The sequence below is a fragment of the Myxococcus sp. CA033 genome (assembly GCF_013336625.1).
Taxonomy (GTDB): domain Bacteria; phylum Myxococcota; class Myxococcia; order Myxococcales; family Myxococcaceae; genus Myxococcus; species Myxococcus llanfairpwllgwyngyllgogerychwyrndrobwllllantysiliogogogochensis.
This window is the reverse complement of record NZ_JABUMU010000010.1, coordinates 77,581-94,321: the sequence shown is the minus strand read 5'-3', so window position 1 is coordinate 94,321 and position 16,741 is coordinate 77,581. Positions and strand designations below refer to the sequence as shown.

The window sequence follows — 16,741 nt, the reverse complement described above, 5'->3', positions numbered from 1 at the left end:
ATGCGCGCCCCATGAAGCCCCTCTCCTCCGCACTCCTCTTCTGCGCGCTGCTCTGCGCCTGTGACGACTCCGACCCGGGCTCCCCGGACTCGGGCACCCAGGTGGAGCGCGGCCCTCGCGCGATTCCTCTCGAAGGCGACCCCAATGGCCTGTTCTGGGACGCCACCACGCAGACGCTCTACATCGCCGACGACCAGAACCACCGGCTCCTCAAGTACCGCGATGGAGAAGGCGTCTCGGTGGCGGCCACGCTCCCGGACGCGCCCGCCAACAGCCCCAACCTGGGCGAGGTCGTCCGGCTCCAGGACGGCACCCTCGTCACCGTGCGCTTCGGATTCGGCAACGCGGGCGCGGTGTTGTTCGTGCGTCCGGATGGCACCCCGGGCACCGTGCCGGGACTCCCCGTCAACCGCCGCCGCATCGGCCTCACGGTGACGAAGGACGGGCGGCTGCTCGACAGCTACTTCGTGCGCAACAACAACGTGAACGTGGGCTCGGTGGCGCACGTCACGCTGGAGGGCACCGAGACGGAGCTGGTGGGCGCGCTCCAGAAGCCCGTGGGTGTGCTGGCCGTGGAAGACACGCTCTACATCGCCGACCAGATCGCCGGGAAGGTGTACCGCTCCCCGCTGTCCAACCCGTCGTCGCTCACGACGCTCGCCACCATCGCCGAGCCGGACCTGTTGGCCCTGGGGCCTGGGGGCTCGCTGCTCACCGGCACGCGCCAGGGCACGGTGCTGCGCATCTCCACCACGGACGGCTCGACGTCCGCGCTGGCCACGGGCTTCCAGCAGGTGCGCGGGCTCGCGTACGACGCCGTCAACCGCCGGCTCTTCGCCGCGGACCACGACGACGACGAGACCAACGGCACCACGCACTTCCTCCAAATCATCCCGGTCGACTGATGCGACACACTCCGTGGTTTTTGCTCTGGGCCCTGGCCTCCGCGCCGGCGCTCGCGGACGAGGCGTGGCTGAAGCCGACGCTCGTGGGGGAGCTGGACTACCGCCAGCACGCCTCGGACGTGGAGGGCTTCGACGGCTTCACCCTCGCGCGCCTGCGGCTGGGCGCGGAGGCCCGTCCCCTCCCCTGGCTGGTGGCGCGCGGCGTGGCGGAGTGGGCCCAGGAGAAGCCCGCCCTCATCGACGCCTTCGTCGCGGTGACGGTGCTGCGCGACGTGCGCCTGTCGCTCGGCTACACGAAGACGCCGCTGTTCCCCAGCGCGCACGACGAGAACCTGCAGGCCCGCGCCATCCCCGAGCTGTCGGGCCTGGCGCAGTCCTTCTGGCCCCGAAGAGACCTGGGACTCGAGGCCCGGTGGTCACCGATGAACCTGCCCGTGGAGACCTGGGTGCGCGTGGGCAACGGCTCGCGCAGCCCCCTGGGCAATGACAACCAACTGCCCGCGCTGGATGCCCGGGTCGATGGCCGGTGGGGCCGCTCGGCGGGCGTGCCGGAGTCCTTCTGGGGCGTGCGCGTGGGCGCGGGGGCGCATGTGGAGAGCGCCTATGACCGCGCGGGCATCGGCGGCATCGGCCCGCAGGGCTTCGTCTACTACCGGCCGCCTCCCGTGAGTGGGACGCGCACCGTGACGGAGGCGCACGCGCGCCTGGACGTGGGGCCGGTGCGAGTGGCCGCGGAGGCCGCCGCCGCATGGGAGCGGCGCTCGCGCGACACGGATGGAAACCCGGAGACGCCGCGCGAAGCCCTGCCCGAACTCAAGAGCCAGGGCGCCTCGCTGGAGGTGTCCTGGGTGGCCTGGGGCAAGCCTCGCGACGACGGACCTTCCTGGCCCCGAGCGAACGAGGACTCCGCCCAGGCACTCCAGGCGCTGCGCGAGGGGCATCTCCCCCTGGGCGCGCTGGAAGTGGCCGCGCGCGTCGAGCGACTGTGGCTGGGCCGTGGTGCCTCCGACGTGCAATCCGGTGGCGGGACGAGCGGCGCCCTCGCCGTGCGCTGGTGGACCACGTCCTTCCTGGGGGTCGGCGTCGCGGGATACGTCCAGCGCTACGACACGGCGCCGCTCGAGGAGCCGGACCGACGCACCTCCTGGCTGGTGCTGGCGCGCACGACGGTGAACTTCAACTAGCGCAGCGCGCGGCCGTGGAGCCGGGCCTGCTCCTGACAGGTGCCCTGGCACTCGGGGAAGAGCAACAGGAAGCGGGCCTGCTCACGGCAGCGCGGCACCAACCCCGTGTGCATGGGGGTCGAGCAGAGGCGCTGGAAGCCCGCCCACGCATCGTCGAACACGGCGGCGCGCGCGTCGGGCTCCAGGGACAGCACCGCGCGGCGCTCCGAGGCCAACCAGCCGACCATGGCCGCCAGGGCGCCTCCCAGCGCGAGCACCCAGAGCAGGTCCTTCCACCACGGACGCGCCAGGGTGGCGGGCTCGCGCTCGACAGCGGAGTCAGGGGAGGACGACACGACGGACAGGTGCGGATTGGGACGCATGACGGCGACTCCAGGGGCAAGCCCCGTGCCGCGCGTCGTCGTCGGTCCTCCGAGGGGCCGTGTCCCTCGAAGTCCCGTGGCCGTTGCATTCGGCAAGCGTGCGCGTGGGAGGCCGTGCATCGCGCAAGGCCTCCACCGTCGAGTCCGCGACGGAGTGCTCAGCGCACGGCGTTGCGCAGCACGGGGGCGAGCTCCTGGCGGCAGGCCTCGTCACACTCCGGGAAGCGCTGGATGAACTCCGCCTGCTTCTGGCAGCGCCGGAGGAGGCGGGGGCCGGCGTCGCCCAGGCACATGAGGTCGAAGCTGTCGCGCGTCTCCTCGAAGAGGGCCTCGCGCTGGGCGGGGGACATGGCGTTGATGGCGCGGTTCTCTCCGCCCTGGAGATAGGCCCACACGCCGGCAAGCACCAACAGCACGATGCCCAGTGTCACTCCCTGGCGGACGCGCTTCTCGTTGCGGGTGGGGGGCCTGTCTCGGGTGAAGATGTTGTCGTCGCCACCCTCGTTGTTCCCATTCAAACCCATAGGCCCCTGTTCCACCGCAATCCGGGGACCAACGCCAGCATTGGTTGCAGGGGGTGTGTTGCAGCCTGCACGAAAGGGCGGGGCGCGGGTTGCGAACCGCACGGCGGGAGCGAGTCGGGCGCCGTGGAAGTCCCCGTGAGGACTCACGTCGTGCAGGTCGCACGGCCGGGCTCGGGTGATGCAATTAGACTCCACGCATGGATGCACGGCTGGAGCAGGCCCCCGTTTCCGGGGAGCGCCCGATGCGGGTGCTGGTGGTGGATGACGAGCGCAACATCCGGCACACCTTGAGGGTGTGTCTGGAGGGGTTCGGCTGCGAGGTGCGGGAGGCGGCCACTCCGGAGGCGGCGCTGGCCGCGCTCGCCCAGGGGCCGGCCGACCTGGCCTTCGTCGACCTGCGGCTGGGCACCTCGAGCGGATTGGATTTGCTGCCCCGATTGCTCGCCGAGTCACCCAACCTGGACGTGGTGCTCATCACCGCGTACGCGACGTTCGACACGGCGGTGGAGGCGGTGCGGAGGGGCGCGCGCGACTACCTGCCCAAGCCCTTCACGCCGGCGCAGATTCGGCATGTGCTGGACCGCTCGCGCGAGCACCGGGCGCTGTCGTCGCAGTTGGAGAGCCTGGAGGGGCAGCTGGCGCAGGCGGTGCCGGAAGCGACGCTGGAGACGACGTCGCCGGTGATGCATGCGGCGATTGGACTGGTCTCCCGCGCGGCGACGTCCGACGCGGCGGTGCTGCTGCGGGGAGAGAGCGGCACGGGCAAGGGCGTGCTCGCGAGGGCGCTGCATTCGATGAGTGCCCGGCGGCGGCGGCCCTTCGTCACGGTGAATTGTCCGACGCTGTCGGAACAGCTCCTGGCGAGTGAGTTGTTCGGCCACGTGCGCGGGGCATTCACGGGGGCTGTGAAAGACCAGCCGGGGCGGGTGGAGCAGGCGGAAGGGGGCACGCTGTTCCTGGATGAAATCGCGGAGATGAGCCCCGCGCTCCAGGCGCAGTTGTTGCGGTTCCTCCAGGAGAAGCAGTTCGAGCGACTGGGCGAGGGCCGCACGCGCAAGGCGGACGTTCGCGTGGTGGCGGCGACGAATCGCGACTTGGAGAAGGACGTAGCGGAGGGACGGTTCCGCGAGGACCTGCTCTACCGGCTCAACGTCATCGAGGTGAAGCTGCCATCGCTGCGGGAGCGGCCGGAGGACCTGTTGCCGCTGGCGAGGCGGTTCGTGGCGTTCTTCGCGAAGGCGGCGCAGCGGCCGACGACGCCGGAGTTGTCGCCCGCGACGGAGAAGATGCTGCTGGCGTATCCGTGGCCGGGCAACGTGCGCGAGCTGCGCAACGCGGTGGAGCGAGCGCTCATCGTATGGCCGGCGGGTGTGCTGGAGCCGCAGGCGTTTCCGGAGCGAATCGCCGCGGCGGCGGGTTCGGTGGTGACGCTGGGCGGGCCGCACACGTTGGAGGAAGTGGAGCGCGAGCACACCCTGCGCGTGATGACCTCCGCGCCGACGTTGGACGAGGCGGCGAAGGTACTCGGCATCGACGCGTCCACGCTGTGGCGCAAGCGCAAGAAGTACGAATCCGGCGGAAAGGGCGAGGGCTGAGCCGGCGAGGCCGTCCCTAGACTTCCGTGAACTTCATGCCGGTGGTGTCCCCTTGCTCCAGGGCCTCGCGGATGCCCAGGGAGACAATCAGCGCCACGTTCCAGCCCCACGGGCGGAACACCCTCGTCGACCCCACCTGGGTCGGGTCGATGCGCAGTCCCCGAACGTTGCGGTACTCGCCTACCTTTTCGGGTTGCTCGTCCTCTGTCGTCCAGCGTTCGATGAAACGCGAGGCCTGGTCATCAATGCATCGGACAAGCCGGGTCGCCACGAGGATGTAGAACGGCTCGGCCTGTTCCCGCACCTCCACCGGAATGAGCTGCACGTCACCCGGGGCAAACGCTGAGAAGACCGCGGCCACCCCGGCATGAACCACGGGGATGCAGAGACCCGCGCGAGTGAAGCCGAGCGCTTTTCCCGGTGTCACCACGGGAACCCTCAAGCGCCCCGGGTCGGGCAAGGCGCGGCCATCCGTGAAGGCCCAGGGGTCATCCAGCTCCCTGCCGCCAGCGTCCGTGGGTGTTCCGAGAGCCCAACGCCCCGGCATGCTCATGTCTTCGGTGAGTTCGAAGTACCGCTCTGGCATGCCGACCATTGTGGCGTCACCTGGCACGAGTCACCAACCTGTTCAGCTCGGAGCCTTCCTTGGAAATCTCCCGCGCCAGTCGCTGGAGTTCCGCCGTCAAAGCCTGACGGCACTGCTGGATGCTTCGGCAGCTTCGCGTCGCGGTGAACAGCCGGTTCAAGACTTCCTCGTGGTACTCCTGCGGGTGCGGCCCTTTGTGCCCCTTGATGCGGACGATGTTCGCCGGGTCGTTCAGCGACATGCCCGCTTTATCGAAGAGGCTCTGGAACTGCGGCGACCAGGGCCCCCCTTGATTCGTGGACTCCCACCACTTGTCCGTGGCGATGTGGTGGTCATGCCCCTTGGCGTCCACCGGCGCGGCAGCTGTACCGCCTAACCCCTGGGCTGTCGTGGCGACCGCACCCGGCCCCACCGCCATGGTGACGGCTTCGCTCGTCACAGTCACCGCCTGCACCTCGCCCACGGCGGAGAGCACGAGCCCCGCCCGCGAGCCGGCATGCATGGAGGCCTGCGCCGAACCGGGAAGCATTGGCACCTGCCGCGCGAATCCCGCCGCCGTACTTCCGACGGCCACAGTGGCCAGCAGCGCGAAGGCCCTCGCCGCATTCCTCCCCATCACCTTGCCGTACCGCTCCCCTGCGTCGCGAAGCTCTCCAAAGGTGCGCGCTCGGTCCGCTGACTCCATCAGTTCGCGGAAGCCCGTCACCAGCCCCCAGAAAGTGTCCACGCCCAGGTACACCACCAGCGTCGCCGTCATCACCGCCGCGAGGCCCTTGCTCACCGGCTCGGGCACCGTCCACAAAATCAGGTACAGCGTCCCCGTCCACACCGCCGCCGCCAACATCGCCTGCGGGTCCGTCATCTCCTTGAAGGCTTCCAACATCTCTTCATTCACCGCGCCCTGCGCGAGTCCCATCGCCAGCGCGTAGCGCCCCTCCCCGTTGACCGTGGGGCCCTCCGTCAACAAGCGCAGGCAATCTCCCTCACGCCCTGTTCGCTCGCACCAGAGGAGGTAGGCGCGCGTCAGCTCGACATCCGCCTCCGACGGCTTCACCTCCAGTTGCTGCCCTCGCCCGAGCGGCGTGACACGATGGGTGCGCACATCGAAGAGAAACGCGCCCTCTCGCACGTCCATCTCGAACAGCCGCCGAGCTGCTTCACCCGGCTGCGCCGATGGTCTCTGGATTCGAGCCTGCTGGGCGAGGGCCGCCTTGAATTCGTCCTCCTCCAACTCCACGGGCTCCGCTTCATCGGCGCGTGGAGTGATGGAGAGAACCTCACCCTGACCTGTCTCCAGTCGCACCACTCTCCCGGTGGCACAGCCCATCAGCAGCAACAATGGCAACAGTGTCGCGACGAAGCGCAGATGCATGGTGACGTCCCCCAGCGAAGTCACCACACCACCACGGCTCCACTCATTGGGAGAAGAGCACTCCAGGTTGGCTTCGACCTGTCCGGCGCACAGCGGAGAGACGTGTCCCGCGTGAAACCACATGGGCTGCCCGCGCCCTCACTCAACGCGGCGTCGCCACACGAGGATGCGCGCTGATTCGGAAGCCCGCGGGCAATACACCGTTGGGAATCTCCGGAGACAGCGAGACGCCCTCGATGAGCTCATAGGTCAGCAGCCACCGGTCCGTCTGCTGCTCCCGGACCACGACGCGGGCTCGGACGTTGTAGAGCGCGATCTGCTCCTCGGTCGGCGGACGGAAGCCCGAAATCCAGAGCAGCACCTCCGTGTTCAACTGATGGTCGGGACTCCCGTTGCGCACCTGCACCCGGGCATCCTCGACCTGTCTGCCCGAGCCACGTCCCGGATACGGCCGCGTCGCCGCATCCACCACGGCGGGTCCCGTCCGCGCATCGATGACGAGGTCATCCTCCCCCGTGTCAGGCGCGCCGCCAGCACCCGGCTGCGGCACCGCGACCGTGTCCGGCCCCGTGCCTCCACGAGGTGCCTCGGGCCGCGACGCCGTCGTTCCGCCTCCAGGCCCCGGAGGATTCGGTGCCGTTGCGTCACCCGGTTGCGTGCCCGTGCCGCGAGCCGCCTGCTCACGGCGCTGGCGCTCCCGGTCCGATGCCGTGACGCCCCACTGCTGCGTGGTGTCCACCGGCGCTGACGGGTCCGTGCGCCGCACCTCCAACAGGTACGTGGCCAGGTCCAGCAGCCCTCCCGTCGCGGTGGGATTGCTCTGCGCCGCGAAGCGCTCCATGTCCGCGGCCGTCGCACCACTGGCGATGATGCGGTCGCCTATCGTGCGCATGTCCTCCGCCGTGAGCGGCCGGCCCGCGGGGATGCCCATGCGTCGCGACATGCGCGCGAAGGCCCGGAGACGCTCCTCGCCCACGCGCTCGGCCAGCTCAATCATCGCATCCGCCAACGCCGGGTCCGGCATCGAGCGCCCACTGCCGCCGCCACCTCCACCACCGCTTCCGGGCTGGCAAGCCACCTCGCTGGCGGCGACCTGCGTGGAGACGGTGATGGGGCGGAGGATGCCGCTCAGCCAGCCGGGCAACTGGGCGTTGGTGAACGTGACGACGCTGCTCGCCAATTGCGTGGGGAGGCGCCCGAGCCACGGTATCGCGGTGACATACGGCGCGGCCTTCGTCTGGAACCAGCAGGACGCCACCACCTCCGCGAGCAGCGCCTCGCCCACCGCCTGCGCGAGAATCCACAGACAGCCCCAGCCGGGCGGAGACAGACACTCGAGGAGCCGAAGCCCCCACCGCGCGTAGCTCACCAGCCGGCCGATGTCGGCCACCATGGTCTGGAACTCGTTGAGCTGGTCCAGCACGGTGATGACACCGTTGATGACCGACTCTCCGAGCAACTGCTCCAGGTTCTCCATCGCGGCCCGCTGGACCTGGTCCTTGATTTCGTTCATCCGACCAGCGAGCGCGTCCATCGCCTCCTCGGTGTCGACGCCCGTCCACTCCTGAATCTTGTCCTCCACGCCTCCGACGAGCGACTGGATGAGCTGGTCGAAGGTGCGGTCCACCAGGATGCGTCCCGCCACCTTCAAGAGCTGGAACGCGGCGTTGATGACAGCGCGGGTGAGGCCGTCGCCCGTCGCGCGGGTGGAGCGCGCACTGAGCGCGCCCTGGATGCGGTCTCTCAGCCACTCATAGGCGTTGGCGACCTTCTCGAAGAGCCAGCCGAAGTGGTAGCGGAAGAAGCCGAACGTGCGCGCACTCGCCCCCGTCCACATCTTCACGGCGCTGTTCGTGTTGCGCGACTCCAGCTCGACCGCGGACAGCGGCGTCGTCGTCCAGCCGTCGCGCAACAGTCGCTGGTGGGCACTCACCAGGTCCGTGGCGGCGTCGGCGTTCTGCTTGTCCGCGCGAGACACCTGCCGGTACTGCTGCGAGTAGCGCGTGAGCGCCTGCGTCCACTGCGGATACTGCGCGCGGAACGGGTCGAGCTGCGGCGGGCCTCGGCGCCGGATGGCTCGGCCAAAGTCCTTTCCGAACTTCTTCTTGAGCGCCTTGGGCGGAGCCCCGAGCACACGTGCGAGCCGGGCGGGACGCAGCTTGGGTTGTCGCCCAGGCGTCCTGCGCCGGATGGGGAACTGGAACAGCGGATCTCTCAGATGGGTGATGATCTGCGGCCCCAGCGCCTGGATGCTCCGGGGGAGCCGGGGATTGGTGGGGATGCTGTCCGGCACCCAGGCGTAGACCCACGAGCCCGGGTTGCCCTCGAACCTCACGCGCAGACGTCCTGGGACGGAGACGTAGCCCTGCTCCCGGAGGTAGCGCCGGACGGAGCGCTTCTCCAGGTCGAACTCCTTGATGATGAGGTCCTGGGACACCTGACTGGTGTTGCCGGGCTGGTACTCGGGGGGAATGGTGAGGTCCGCTTGAGCGAAGCGGTTGATGCTCGGGTTCCAGTTGGTCCCCGAGGGCTGCCGGTTGGCGTAGTCGTTGGTGTGGCCCGCCGCCGCGCGGAAGGCCTCCTCGTAGCGGGTGAGCTGGGGCTCGGGGTCCGCGCCGAAGGCGGGCTTCATCTCGCCGAGGGTGATTTGCGTCGGCGCCTGGTCGACGCGCGTGATGGCCCCGCCGCGCGTCCGAGGGCCCTGCGGCGCACTGCCCACGGCATGGTCATACCCGCCGGGAGCCACGAGGTCGCCGGGCGCACCCAACCACCTCGGGTCGTCGTGGGCGTTGAAGCGCACGGCCACGGTGTTGTTCCCGCCGGGCCCGGAGGCCCGGTAGAAGTCCGCCTCACCGCGCGTCCCCAGGCCGCCCGCGCCAGTGCCACGCTCGGGCACGGGCGCCTCGCCGAACACACCGGAGGCATTCGCCATGGCGGGGATGAGCCGTCGGTGCGCGGTGGTGCCCGTCTCGTGGGCGGGCTCCCAATACGGGACACGCTGGATGCGCTGGGGTGCGCCGCCCGCGCCCTCGCCGCCGAGTGCGCGCGGCTGCGTCTGCTGGAGCACGTGCGCCAGCTCGTGGGCGAGGATGAAGGACGGCTCCGCGCGCTGGCCCGCGCCCAACCAGACATGGCTTCCATAGGTGAAGGCGTAGGACTGGAGCGCCTCGTTGCGTCGGACCGACTCGCCATCGGCGTGGATGCGCACCGAGGACAGGTCATGCCCGAAGCGCTCCTCGAAGAAGCGCCGCACCCGCTGGGGCATGGGACTGCCGCCCAGGGTGAGGCCCGCCTCGTCGCCACCGGACGGCGCGGCACCCGCCGGGGGTGGAGCAGGAGGCGGAGGGAGCGCGCTGTCCGCAGGGGGCGTGCTCGGAGGAGCCAGCCCGTGCTCCCACTCGAGGGCCCCGCTCGCACGCTCGTCCGGTTCATTCGAGGGACCTTCGAGTGCCGCCTGCGGAGTGGCGGCAAGCGCGATGCCCGGAGCAGCCGCGACGCTGGCGGCAGGCGGGACAGGCGCGTTCGAGGGCGCGGAGGGAAGGGCCTCCGAGCCACCGGGCGATGCGCCGCGCAGGCCCAGTACCTCCATGGCGATGGCGTCGGCTTCGCGCTCGAAGGGGTCGTCTTCCGGGCCCACCGCCGCCTTGCGCTGGATGCCCCATCCCGTCGCGGTGGGCGGCCGTGACGGTGGGAAGAGAGGGATTGAGGCGAAGTCGAAGGTGGCGCCTCCACCCGACAGGGACAGCGCGTCAGCGTCCTGCTCCGTGGCGCCTCCGCCCGCGAGCGCACCGAGAAAGAGTTCTGACCGCGCGGAGGCCGGTTGGAAGTCGTGCGTATTCTGCGTGGAGCGCGCAGGTGCGGGGGGCGGACGGGATGGAGCTGGCGTCTGGAGCGCCTTCGCTTTCGCCTGGGCCATCGTGCGTCCCCCGCTTCGATGACAGCTTTCAACACCCCGCTCGCGCCGCAGCGACATAAGCTAGCGCAACCGTGGAGCGGGGTGCCAACCGCCAGCGCCCAGGGGGGCGTGACTGGCGCGGGCACATCCCACCCGTGAGGTCTGCCATGCCGACCCAGGTCCCAGAGCCCACCGCGTTCTTCCGCCCGCCACGCACTTCGCCGGAGCTCGCCATCCTGGAGGCCGCGCGCGCGCTGCGAGGCCGCTCGTCGGGCGAAATCACCGGTGTCCTCCTGACCGAGGACAACGAGGGCACACCGAGTCCACAAGGCGCGCTGTCGGAAGTCGTGTTCGGCCCGGTGCGGGACTTCCGGTGCGCATGCGGGAAACTCGTAGGCCCGGAGCATGCGGGTGCGCGGTGTCCCCTCTGCCACGTCGAGTGCATTGCCTCCTCGGCGAGAGCGGAGCGGTGGGGACATGTCGCGGCCTCGGGGGGACTTGTCCACCGCGCGTTGGGGAGACTGGTGGCTCGATGTCTGGGCTGGACGGAAGAGCATGTGTGGCAGGTCGCCTTCTTCCAGGCCTGTGTCGAGGAGGGCGAAGTGGTTCCACTGATGCCGGGAGGTGACCCGCGCATGGCGGACAGCGGACCGGAGCAACTCCGCCGACTGCTCTCGGAGAAGGGCGTAGGCGCCGACTGGCCGGCGGAGCTGGCGGCCGCGGGCTTCACGCCGCGCGAGCTGATTCTGGACGAGGTCCCCGTGACGCCGCCCGCACAGCGTCCGTTGAACCGGATGCCCGGTGGTGCGCGGATGCCGGGCCTCGACAGTGTGCGCTATCAGGAGCTGTTGGCGTCCAATGGACGGCTGCGTGCGATGCGCGAGGCTGGCCGCGAGGATGTGTACTCGGACTTCGAGCACCTCGCGCTCCAGACCGCGTTCGATGCCCTGTGTGTGCAGCTCGGCGCGGAGCCTGGAGCGCCACCTGAGGAGCGCTCGGTCCGGCCGGGGATGACGTTCTCTCGCGAGGCCCGGTACTGGCTGCGGGATGACCGGATGGACGTGGAGCTGTTCCCGCCGCCGCCGTTCGAGGGTGAAGCGGAGACGCAGGGGCCGACGGGCTGCGCGTTCCTCGGTCAGGACGCCGCGCTCGTGTGCTTCCCTTCGGTCGCGGTCATCCTCGGGCTCGACGATGGACAGGTCCGAGCGACACACGAGCTTCCTTCACCGGTGCGGCTCGTCACGGTGTCGCCGGAGGGTGCGCATGCGCTGTTCACCTTCGATGGTGAGCTGCATGTGTTGGATTTGCGCGACGGGACGTGGGTGACGGATGCGCCGGGCATGTCGCTCGCCGCGGCGGTGGAGCGCGCGGGGAGCGTCTATCTCGTGAATGCACGGGTGGACTCGACGGTGGAGCTGGTCGAGGTGCGCAAGTACCTCCAGCGGCAGGCCACGTCACCGGATGGAAAGCTGCTCTGGGCAGAGGACCGCTCCGGGCGCGGCGGGGTGTACTCGGTGGACACGGGCCTGCGGTGGGCGGACCGAGGAGGCTGGCGGCTCGACACCCCCGTCCCGAAGCTGCAAGTAGATGGCACGGTGACACCGGCGCCCACGGAGGAGGACTTCACCGAGGACCTGGAGCACTTCGCCAAGGAGCACGGCGGCCGAACGGACTCCGCATTCACGTTGGGAGCGGATGGCCGGTGGCGCTTCCTGGACCTGGGGTTGCTCGTGGTGGATGGCGCACCCGTTCGCAGGCTCGCGTTCCAGGGCTCGGCGGGCGCCTTCGATATCACCGGCGAGCGACTGCTCATCGCCAGCGAGGACTCCCTGTTCCTGCTCGAAGTGGGACAGGAGCCACGCATCCTCCGGCGATTTCCGCTGTCCCCGGTGTAGCCCCGCACGGTTTCAAGCACTCGACGCCTTGTGCCCGGAGGGAGCGCTCCCCTGCCCACTCCCCCACGTGGGACATGGCGAGGGAGCTTGCGCGCCCATGCCTGTGATTGCCACGACCCGCATGCATGCGGACCGTTGTGCGGCGACCCCAACGACACAAGGAGCGCACCCGTGGACGTCATCGACCTCTTGATTCAACAGCACCGCGAAGTCGACGCCTTGTTCCAGGCATTCCGCCGCGCCCCGGACGACACGAGCCGGAAGGAGCTCTGCATCCAGCTCGCGGAGGCGCTGATGCTGCACACCACCATCGAGGAGCGCTGGGTCTATCCGAAGGCCACCCGCGTGGTGGGCGACGAGAAAATCGAGCACGCGGAAGAAGACCATCAGGAGATGACGAAGCTCCTGGGCGAAATCGTCCGGATGCGCGACGACATGAACGCCGTGAAGGCCCGGGTCGACTCACTCGAGCGAGTGGTGAAGCGCCACATCGCCGACGAGGAGCAGAACATCCTCCCGCAGGTCACCAAGAACGTCACCGAGAAGGAAATCGGAATGTCCTGCAAGGACCTCGTCCGCGAGGCCTCCAAGATTCGCCGCGAGGAGATGAAGGACTGGGGCGAAGCCTCCGTGTGACGAAGTCCTCCTGGTGAACGAGCTCCCGCCCGTGCCTCCGACAAGGAGCACGGGCGGGAGTGTCACGTCGGCTCCACCGCCGCCGCTTGCTGAGGCAACGTGAACCAGAACGTGCTCCCTCGTCCCGGAGCGCTCACCACGCCCAGCTCTCCGCCGTGCGCCTGGACGATTTCCTTCGCGATGGACAACCCCAACCCCGCGCCACCCACCGGTGCCCCGGGTGCGCGGTAGAACTTCTCGAAGATGCGGCCCTGCTGCTCCGGCGCGATGCCCTCGCCCGTATCCCGCACCTCGAAGCGCACGTGCGTTCCCTCGCGAGCCACTCGCACCTCCACCTCGCCCCCCGCCGGCGTGTGTTTCACCCCGTTGCCCACCAGGTTCCCCAACACCAGGCCCAGCCGGTCCGGGTCCACGTCCACTGACTCCACCTCCAGCCCGACCTGCCTCGACAGGCGCACCCCGCGCTCCGCCGCCGCCGAGCGCTGTGAGTCCAGCGCCGCCTCCACCAGCTCCTCCGCCGGCACCCGCCGCACCTCCAGCCGGAGCTGCCCCGCCTGGATGCGAGACAAGTCCAACAGGTCATCGACGATGCCCTGCAAACGCTCGCAATCCTCGCGCGCCGCGAACAGCAGGTCCGCCTGCTTCTCCGTCACCGCGCCCACCATGCCCTCCGCCACCAGGTGCACCGCCATGCGCAGCGACGTCAGCGGCGTGCGGAACTCATGCGCCACCGTGGCCACCAGGTCGTTCTTCAGCTCGTCGAAGCGACGCAGCCGCGTCACGTCCTGGAGAATCACCGTGGCGCCCACCACCTCGCCCGTCTCCCCGTACACCGGACTCCCACGCGGCAGGAGCCACCGGTCTCCATCCGCCAGCTCCACCCGCACCGCCTCCTCGTAGCCGCGAGGCTGATACGCGCCCTTGCCACCCAGCACATGGCCGCGCACCCGCTCCAGCACCTCGCGCGCCTCCGGCACCACGCGGCCCAGCACGTCCCCTCCCCCCTCCAGCGACAGCTTCAGCACGTCCTCCGCCGAGCGGTTGACGTTGAGCAACACCCCATCCGAGCCGAACACCACCACCGGGTCCGGCAGGCTGTCGATGGCCGCCTGCGAGGCGGACTGCGCCTGGAGCAGCTCGCCCAGGCTGCTCTGGCGATACTGCTGGAGCGCCTCCGCCATCGAGTTGAAGTCCTGCCCGAGCTGCGCGATTTCGTCCGTCCCCTCCACCACCGCGCGCACCGCGTAGTCACCCCGGCCCAGTCGCCGCACCGCCTGCGACAGCACCGACACGGGCCGCAGCGCGCGCTGCGTGAGGGACGTGGAGGCGAACAAACCCACACCGAAGGCCGCCAGCACCGCCAGCACCATCAGCGTGTTCACCTGGTCGCTCTGCCGCCGCAGCTCCTCGCTCTTGTGCACCATCGCGTCCTGGTTGAGCGCCAGGATGGACGCCGCCGCCTCCTTCACCTCACGGAAGGCGGGCTCGATGCTTCGGAAGTACACCACCTTCCGCTCCGCCTCCGAGGACAACAGGAGGAATGCGTCATACGCCGTCTGATAGCGCATCCAACCCGCGCGCAGCCTGCGCGTGGCCTCGCCCTCGCCAGGCTCGGTGATGTTGCTTTCTTGAAGGCGCAGCTCCGACTCCAGCACCTGACGCTGCGCGGACTGCTGGGCCTCACCCCGCTCCAGCTCCCCAGCGACGATGAACAGGGCGGCGCTGTCCATCCGCTCCAGTTGCTCGGTCATCCGCTGCGTCGCGAGCACGCTGCGGTAGTTGTCCTGGAGGATGCGCTGCCCGGAGCGCCCCAGCCGGGCCAACGTGACGACGGCGACCACGCCCACCAGGGCCAGGGCCAGGGCCAGGGGAGCCTGGGCCAGCAGCAACCTCAGCCTCAGCGTCATGAGCGCTTCTCCTCGGGCGCGGGGTCGAAGGCCACGACATGGATGTCGAAGCCCTCGCCTTCGCGCAGCAGCCGCACGTCCGCCGCGCGCCCCAAGGCCCGCCTCCACCAGGGCTGATGCGAGCGGCCCACCATGATGTGGCCCACACCGTGCGAGCGCGCGAAGTCGAGAATCGCCTCCACCGGGTCCTTCGAGCGCAGCCGCACCACCTCCGCGCCCAGCTCCTTCGCCTTCTCGATGTTGGCGAGCAGGTGCCGCTGCGCCTCCGCGTCGATGAGATGCGGGGCCTCGCGCGGCGTCTCCACGTACACCACGAACCAGTCCGTGTTCAGCCGCCCCGCCATGCGCGAGCCTCGCCGCAGCAGGGTGGCCGCGCGCGGCGGGTAGCTCGACAGCGCCACCAGCACCCGGCCCCAGGACGCGCCCTTCTGCTGTCCCTCGTCTCCCGCGCGCGACGGCAGCCCGGCGGTGGCGCGGTCCAGGCTCTCCGCCACCTCTCGCAGCGCCAGCTCGCGCAGCGTGGACAGGTTCTCTCCCTTGAAGAAGCTCTCCAGGGCACGTGGCACCTTGTCCTCCGCGTAGATCTTCCCCGCCTTCAGCCGCTCGTGGAGGTCCTCCACCGCCAGGTCCAGGTTCACCACCTGGTCGGCGCCCTTGAGGAAGCTGTCGGGGAGCGTCTCGCGCACGATGACGCCGGTGGTGCGCTCCACCAGGTCATTGAGGCTCTCCAGGTGCTGCACGTTGAAGGCGCCGATGACGTTGATGCCCGCGTCGAGCAGCTCCTGCACGTCCTGGTAGCGCTTGCGGTGTCGACACACCGGCAGGTTGGTGTGGGCCAGCTCGTCCACCACCGCGACCTGGGGCCTGCGCGCCAGCACCGCGTCCAGGTCCATCTCCTCCACCGTGACGTCGCGGTAGGTGTGCTCCTTGCGTGGCACCACCTCCAGCCCCTCCACCAGGGCCTCTGTCTCCTTGCGACCGTGGGTCTCCACGAAGCCGAGCACCACGTCCACGCCCCGGCGCTTGAGCGCGTGCGCCTCCTCCAGCATGCGGTACGTCTTCCCCACGCCAGCCGCGAAGCCGATGTAGAGCTTGAGCCGACCGCGCCGGCCCCGCTCCACCAGCTCCAGGAAGTCCTCCGCACGCGAACGTCGCGTCATCGTCACCCTCGGACCTCCACAGCGGAGGCGCGAGCGACAATGCCCGCGCCTCCGCACGAATGCATGGGGAGAATGGACTCCGTCACTCGGGAGTCACCGCGCCCATCGGCTGTGAAGGCTCCGAGGCGAGCCGACCGAACTGCCGGTCCAGCGCCAGGTTCAGCAGCAGCACGTTGACGCGCGGCTCGCCCAGCACGCCGAGCGTCCGTCCCTCGACGTGCGAGTTCACCACCGCGAGTACGCGCTCCGGCGCCACGCCTCGCGCCTTCGCCACGCGCGGCGCCTGCCAGCGCACCGCCTCCGGCGAAAGGTGCGGGTCCAGGCCGGACGCCGACGTGGTGACCAGCTCACCGGGCACCAGCCCTGGCGTGTCCGGGTTCTCCTGGCGCAGGCGCTCGACCTCCGCCGTCACCCGGTCCCGGAGCTTCTGGGACGTCGGCCCCAGGTTGCTGCCCGAGGACGCCGCCGCGTCGTAGCCAGCACCCGCCGCCGACGGGCGTGGCTGGAAGTAGCCGCCTCGGGTGAAGCCCTGACCAATCAGCGCGCTGCCCACCACGCGGCCCTGCTCGTCCTTCACGAGCGAGCCCTGGGCCTGGGAGGGGAACAACAACTGCGCCACGCCGGTGACGGCGAGCGGATACAGCACACCCGTGAGCACCAGGGTGACGACACAGGCGCGCAGGGCGGTGACAAGAGTGGTGACCATGATGAGGAGCCCTT

At 69.9% G+C, this 16,741-nt stretch carries 13 protein-coding genes; 5 read left to right on the top strand and 8 right to left on the bottom strand.

What is annotated here, in order from left to right:
* Nucleotides 1-11 precede the first annotated feature (11 nt).
* Both HUA78_RS23650 and HUA78_RS23645 read left to right on the top strand, forming a co-directional pair.
* Complete coding sequence (locus HUA78_RS23650; protein ID WP_174455940.1) at nt 12-905, top strand: YncE family protein; 894 nt, start codon at nt 12-14, stop codon at nt 903-905.
* Entirely contained in the window at nt 905-2,089 is a 1,185-nt protein-coding gene (locus HUA78_RS23645; protein ID WP_174455941.1) for a hypothetical protein, read from the top strand. The genes HUA78_RS23650 and HUA78_RS23645 overlap by 1 nt, the downstream gene beginning before the upstream one ends.
* Here HUA78_RS23645 and HUA78_RS23640 read toward each other — a convergent pair.
* The gene (locus tag HUA78_RS23640) at nt 2,086-2,451 is read right to left on the bottom strand and encodes a hypothetical protein (RefSeq protein WP_174455942.1); all 366 of its coding nucleotides are present in this window, start codon (nt 2,449-2,451) and stop codon (nt 2,086-2,088) included. The two genes, HUA78_RS23645 and HUA78_RS23640, sit on opposite strands and share 4 nt — an antisense overlap.
* A 158-nt stretch (nt 2,452-2,609) precedes the next feature.
* Nucleotides 2,610-2,975: a hypothetical protein gene (locus tag HUA78_RS23635; protein ID WP_174455943.1), complete on the bottom strand. Its 366-nt coding sequence runs from the start codon at nt 2,973-2,975 to the stop codon at nt 2,610-2,612.
* 242 nt (nt 2,976-3,217) lie between these two features.
* Between HUA78_RS23635 and HUA78_RS23630 the strand changes: the two genes are divergently transcribed.
* Nucleotides 3,218-4,570 (top strand): sigma-54 dependent transcriptional regulator, encoded by a 1,353-nt coding sequence (locus HUA78_RS23630; RefSeq protein WP_141641731.1) that lies wholly within the window; start codon nt 3,218-3,220, stop codon nt 4,568-4,570.
* 16 nt (nt 4,571-4,586) lie between these two features.
* On the opposite strand, the gene HUA78_RS23625 is transcribed toward HUA78_RS23630, so the two are convergent.
* From HUA78_RS23625 to HUA78_RS23615, 3 genes are all read right to left on the bottom strand, one after another.
* Nucleotides 4,587-5,156 carry an imm11 family protein gene (locus HUA78_RS23625; protein WP_174456231.1) on the bottom strand — a complete coding sequence of 190 codons (570 nt, stop codon included), beginning with the start codon at nt 5,154-5,156 and terminating at the stop codon, nt 4,587-4,589.
* A 16-nt stretch (nt 5,157-5,172) separates the two neighbouring features.
* Nucleotides 5,173-6,555 carry an AHH domain-containing protein gene (locus HUA78_RS23620; protein ID WP_371745646.1) on the bottom strand — a complete coding sequence of 461 codons (1,383 nt, stop codon included), beginning with the start codon at nt 6,553-6,555 and terminating at the stop codon, nt 5,173-5,175.
* A gap of 115 nt (nt 6,556-6,670) precedes the next feature.
* Nucleotides 6,671-10,444 carry a DUF4157 domain-containing protein gene (locus HUA78_RS23615; protein WP_174477212.1) on the bottom strand — a complete coding sequence of 1,258 codons (3,774 nt, stop codon included), beginning with the start codon at nt 10,442-10,444 and terminating at the stop codon, nt 6,671-6,673.
* Nucleotides 10,445-10,590: 146 nt separating this feature from the next.
* Between HUA78_RS23615 and HUA78_RS23610 the strand changes: the two genes are divergently transcribed.
* The gene (locus tag HUA78_RS23610; RefSeq protein WP_174477211.1) at nt 10,591-12,318 is read left to right on the top strand and encodes a hypothetical protein; all 1,728 of its coding nucleotides are present in this window, start codon (nt 10,591-10,593) and stop codon (nt 12,316-12,318) included.
* Between the two features lie 171 nt (nt 12,319-12,489).
* Complete coding sequence (locus HUA78_RS23605) at nt 12,490-12,954, top strand: hemerythrin domain-containing protein (protein WP_174460242.1); 465 nt, start codon at nt 12,490-12,492, stop codon at nt 12,952-12,954.
* A gap of 62 nt (nt 12,955-13,016) precedes the next feature.
* On the opposite strand, the gene HUA78_RS23600 is transcribed toward HUA78_RS23605, so the two are convergent.
* The 3 genes from HUA78_RS23600 to kdpC all read right to left on the bottom strand — a co-directional run bounded on the left by HUA78_RS23600 (nt 13,017) and on the right by kdpC (nt 16,727).
* Entirely contained in the window at nt 13,017-14,861 is a 1,845-nt protein-coding gene (locus HUA78_RS23600) for an ATP-binding protein (RefSeq protein ID WP_174477210.1), read from the bottom strand.
* Nucleotides 14,858-16,021, bottom strand: a complete 1,164-nt coding sequence (locus HUA78_RS23595; RefSeq protein WP_141641717.1) for a sensor protein KdpD — start codon at nt 16,019-16,021, stop codon at nt 14,858-14,860. Before HUA78_RS23595 ends, HUA78_RS23600 begins: the two co-directional genes overlap by 4 nt.
* Before the next feature lie 82 nt (nt 16,022-16,103).
* A complete protein-coding gene (gene kdpC, locus HUA78_RS23590) occupies nt 16,104-16,727 on the bottom strand; it encodes a potassium-transporting ATPase subunit KdpC (protein ID WP_174477209.1) in 624 nt (207 codons plus the stop codon).
* Nucleotides 16,728-16,741 lie beyond the last annotated feature (14 nt).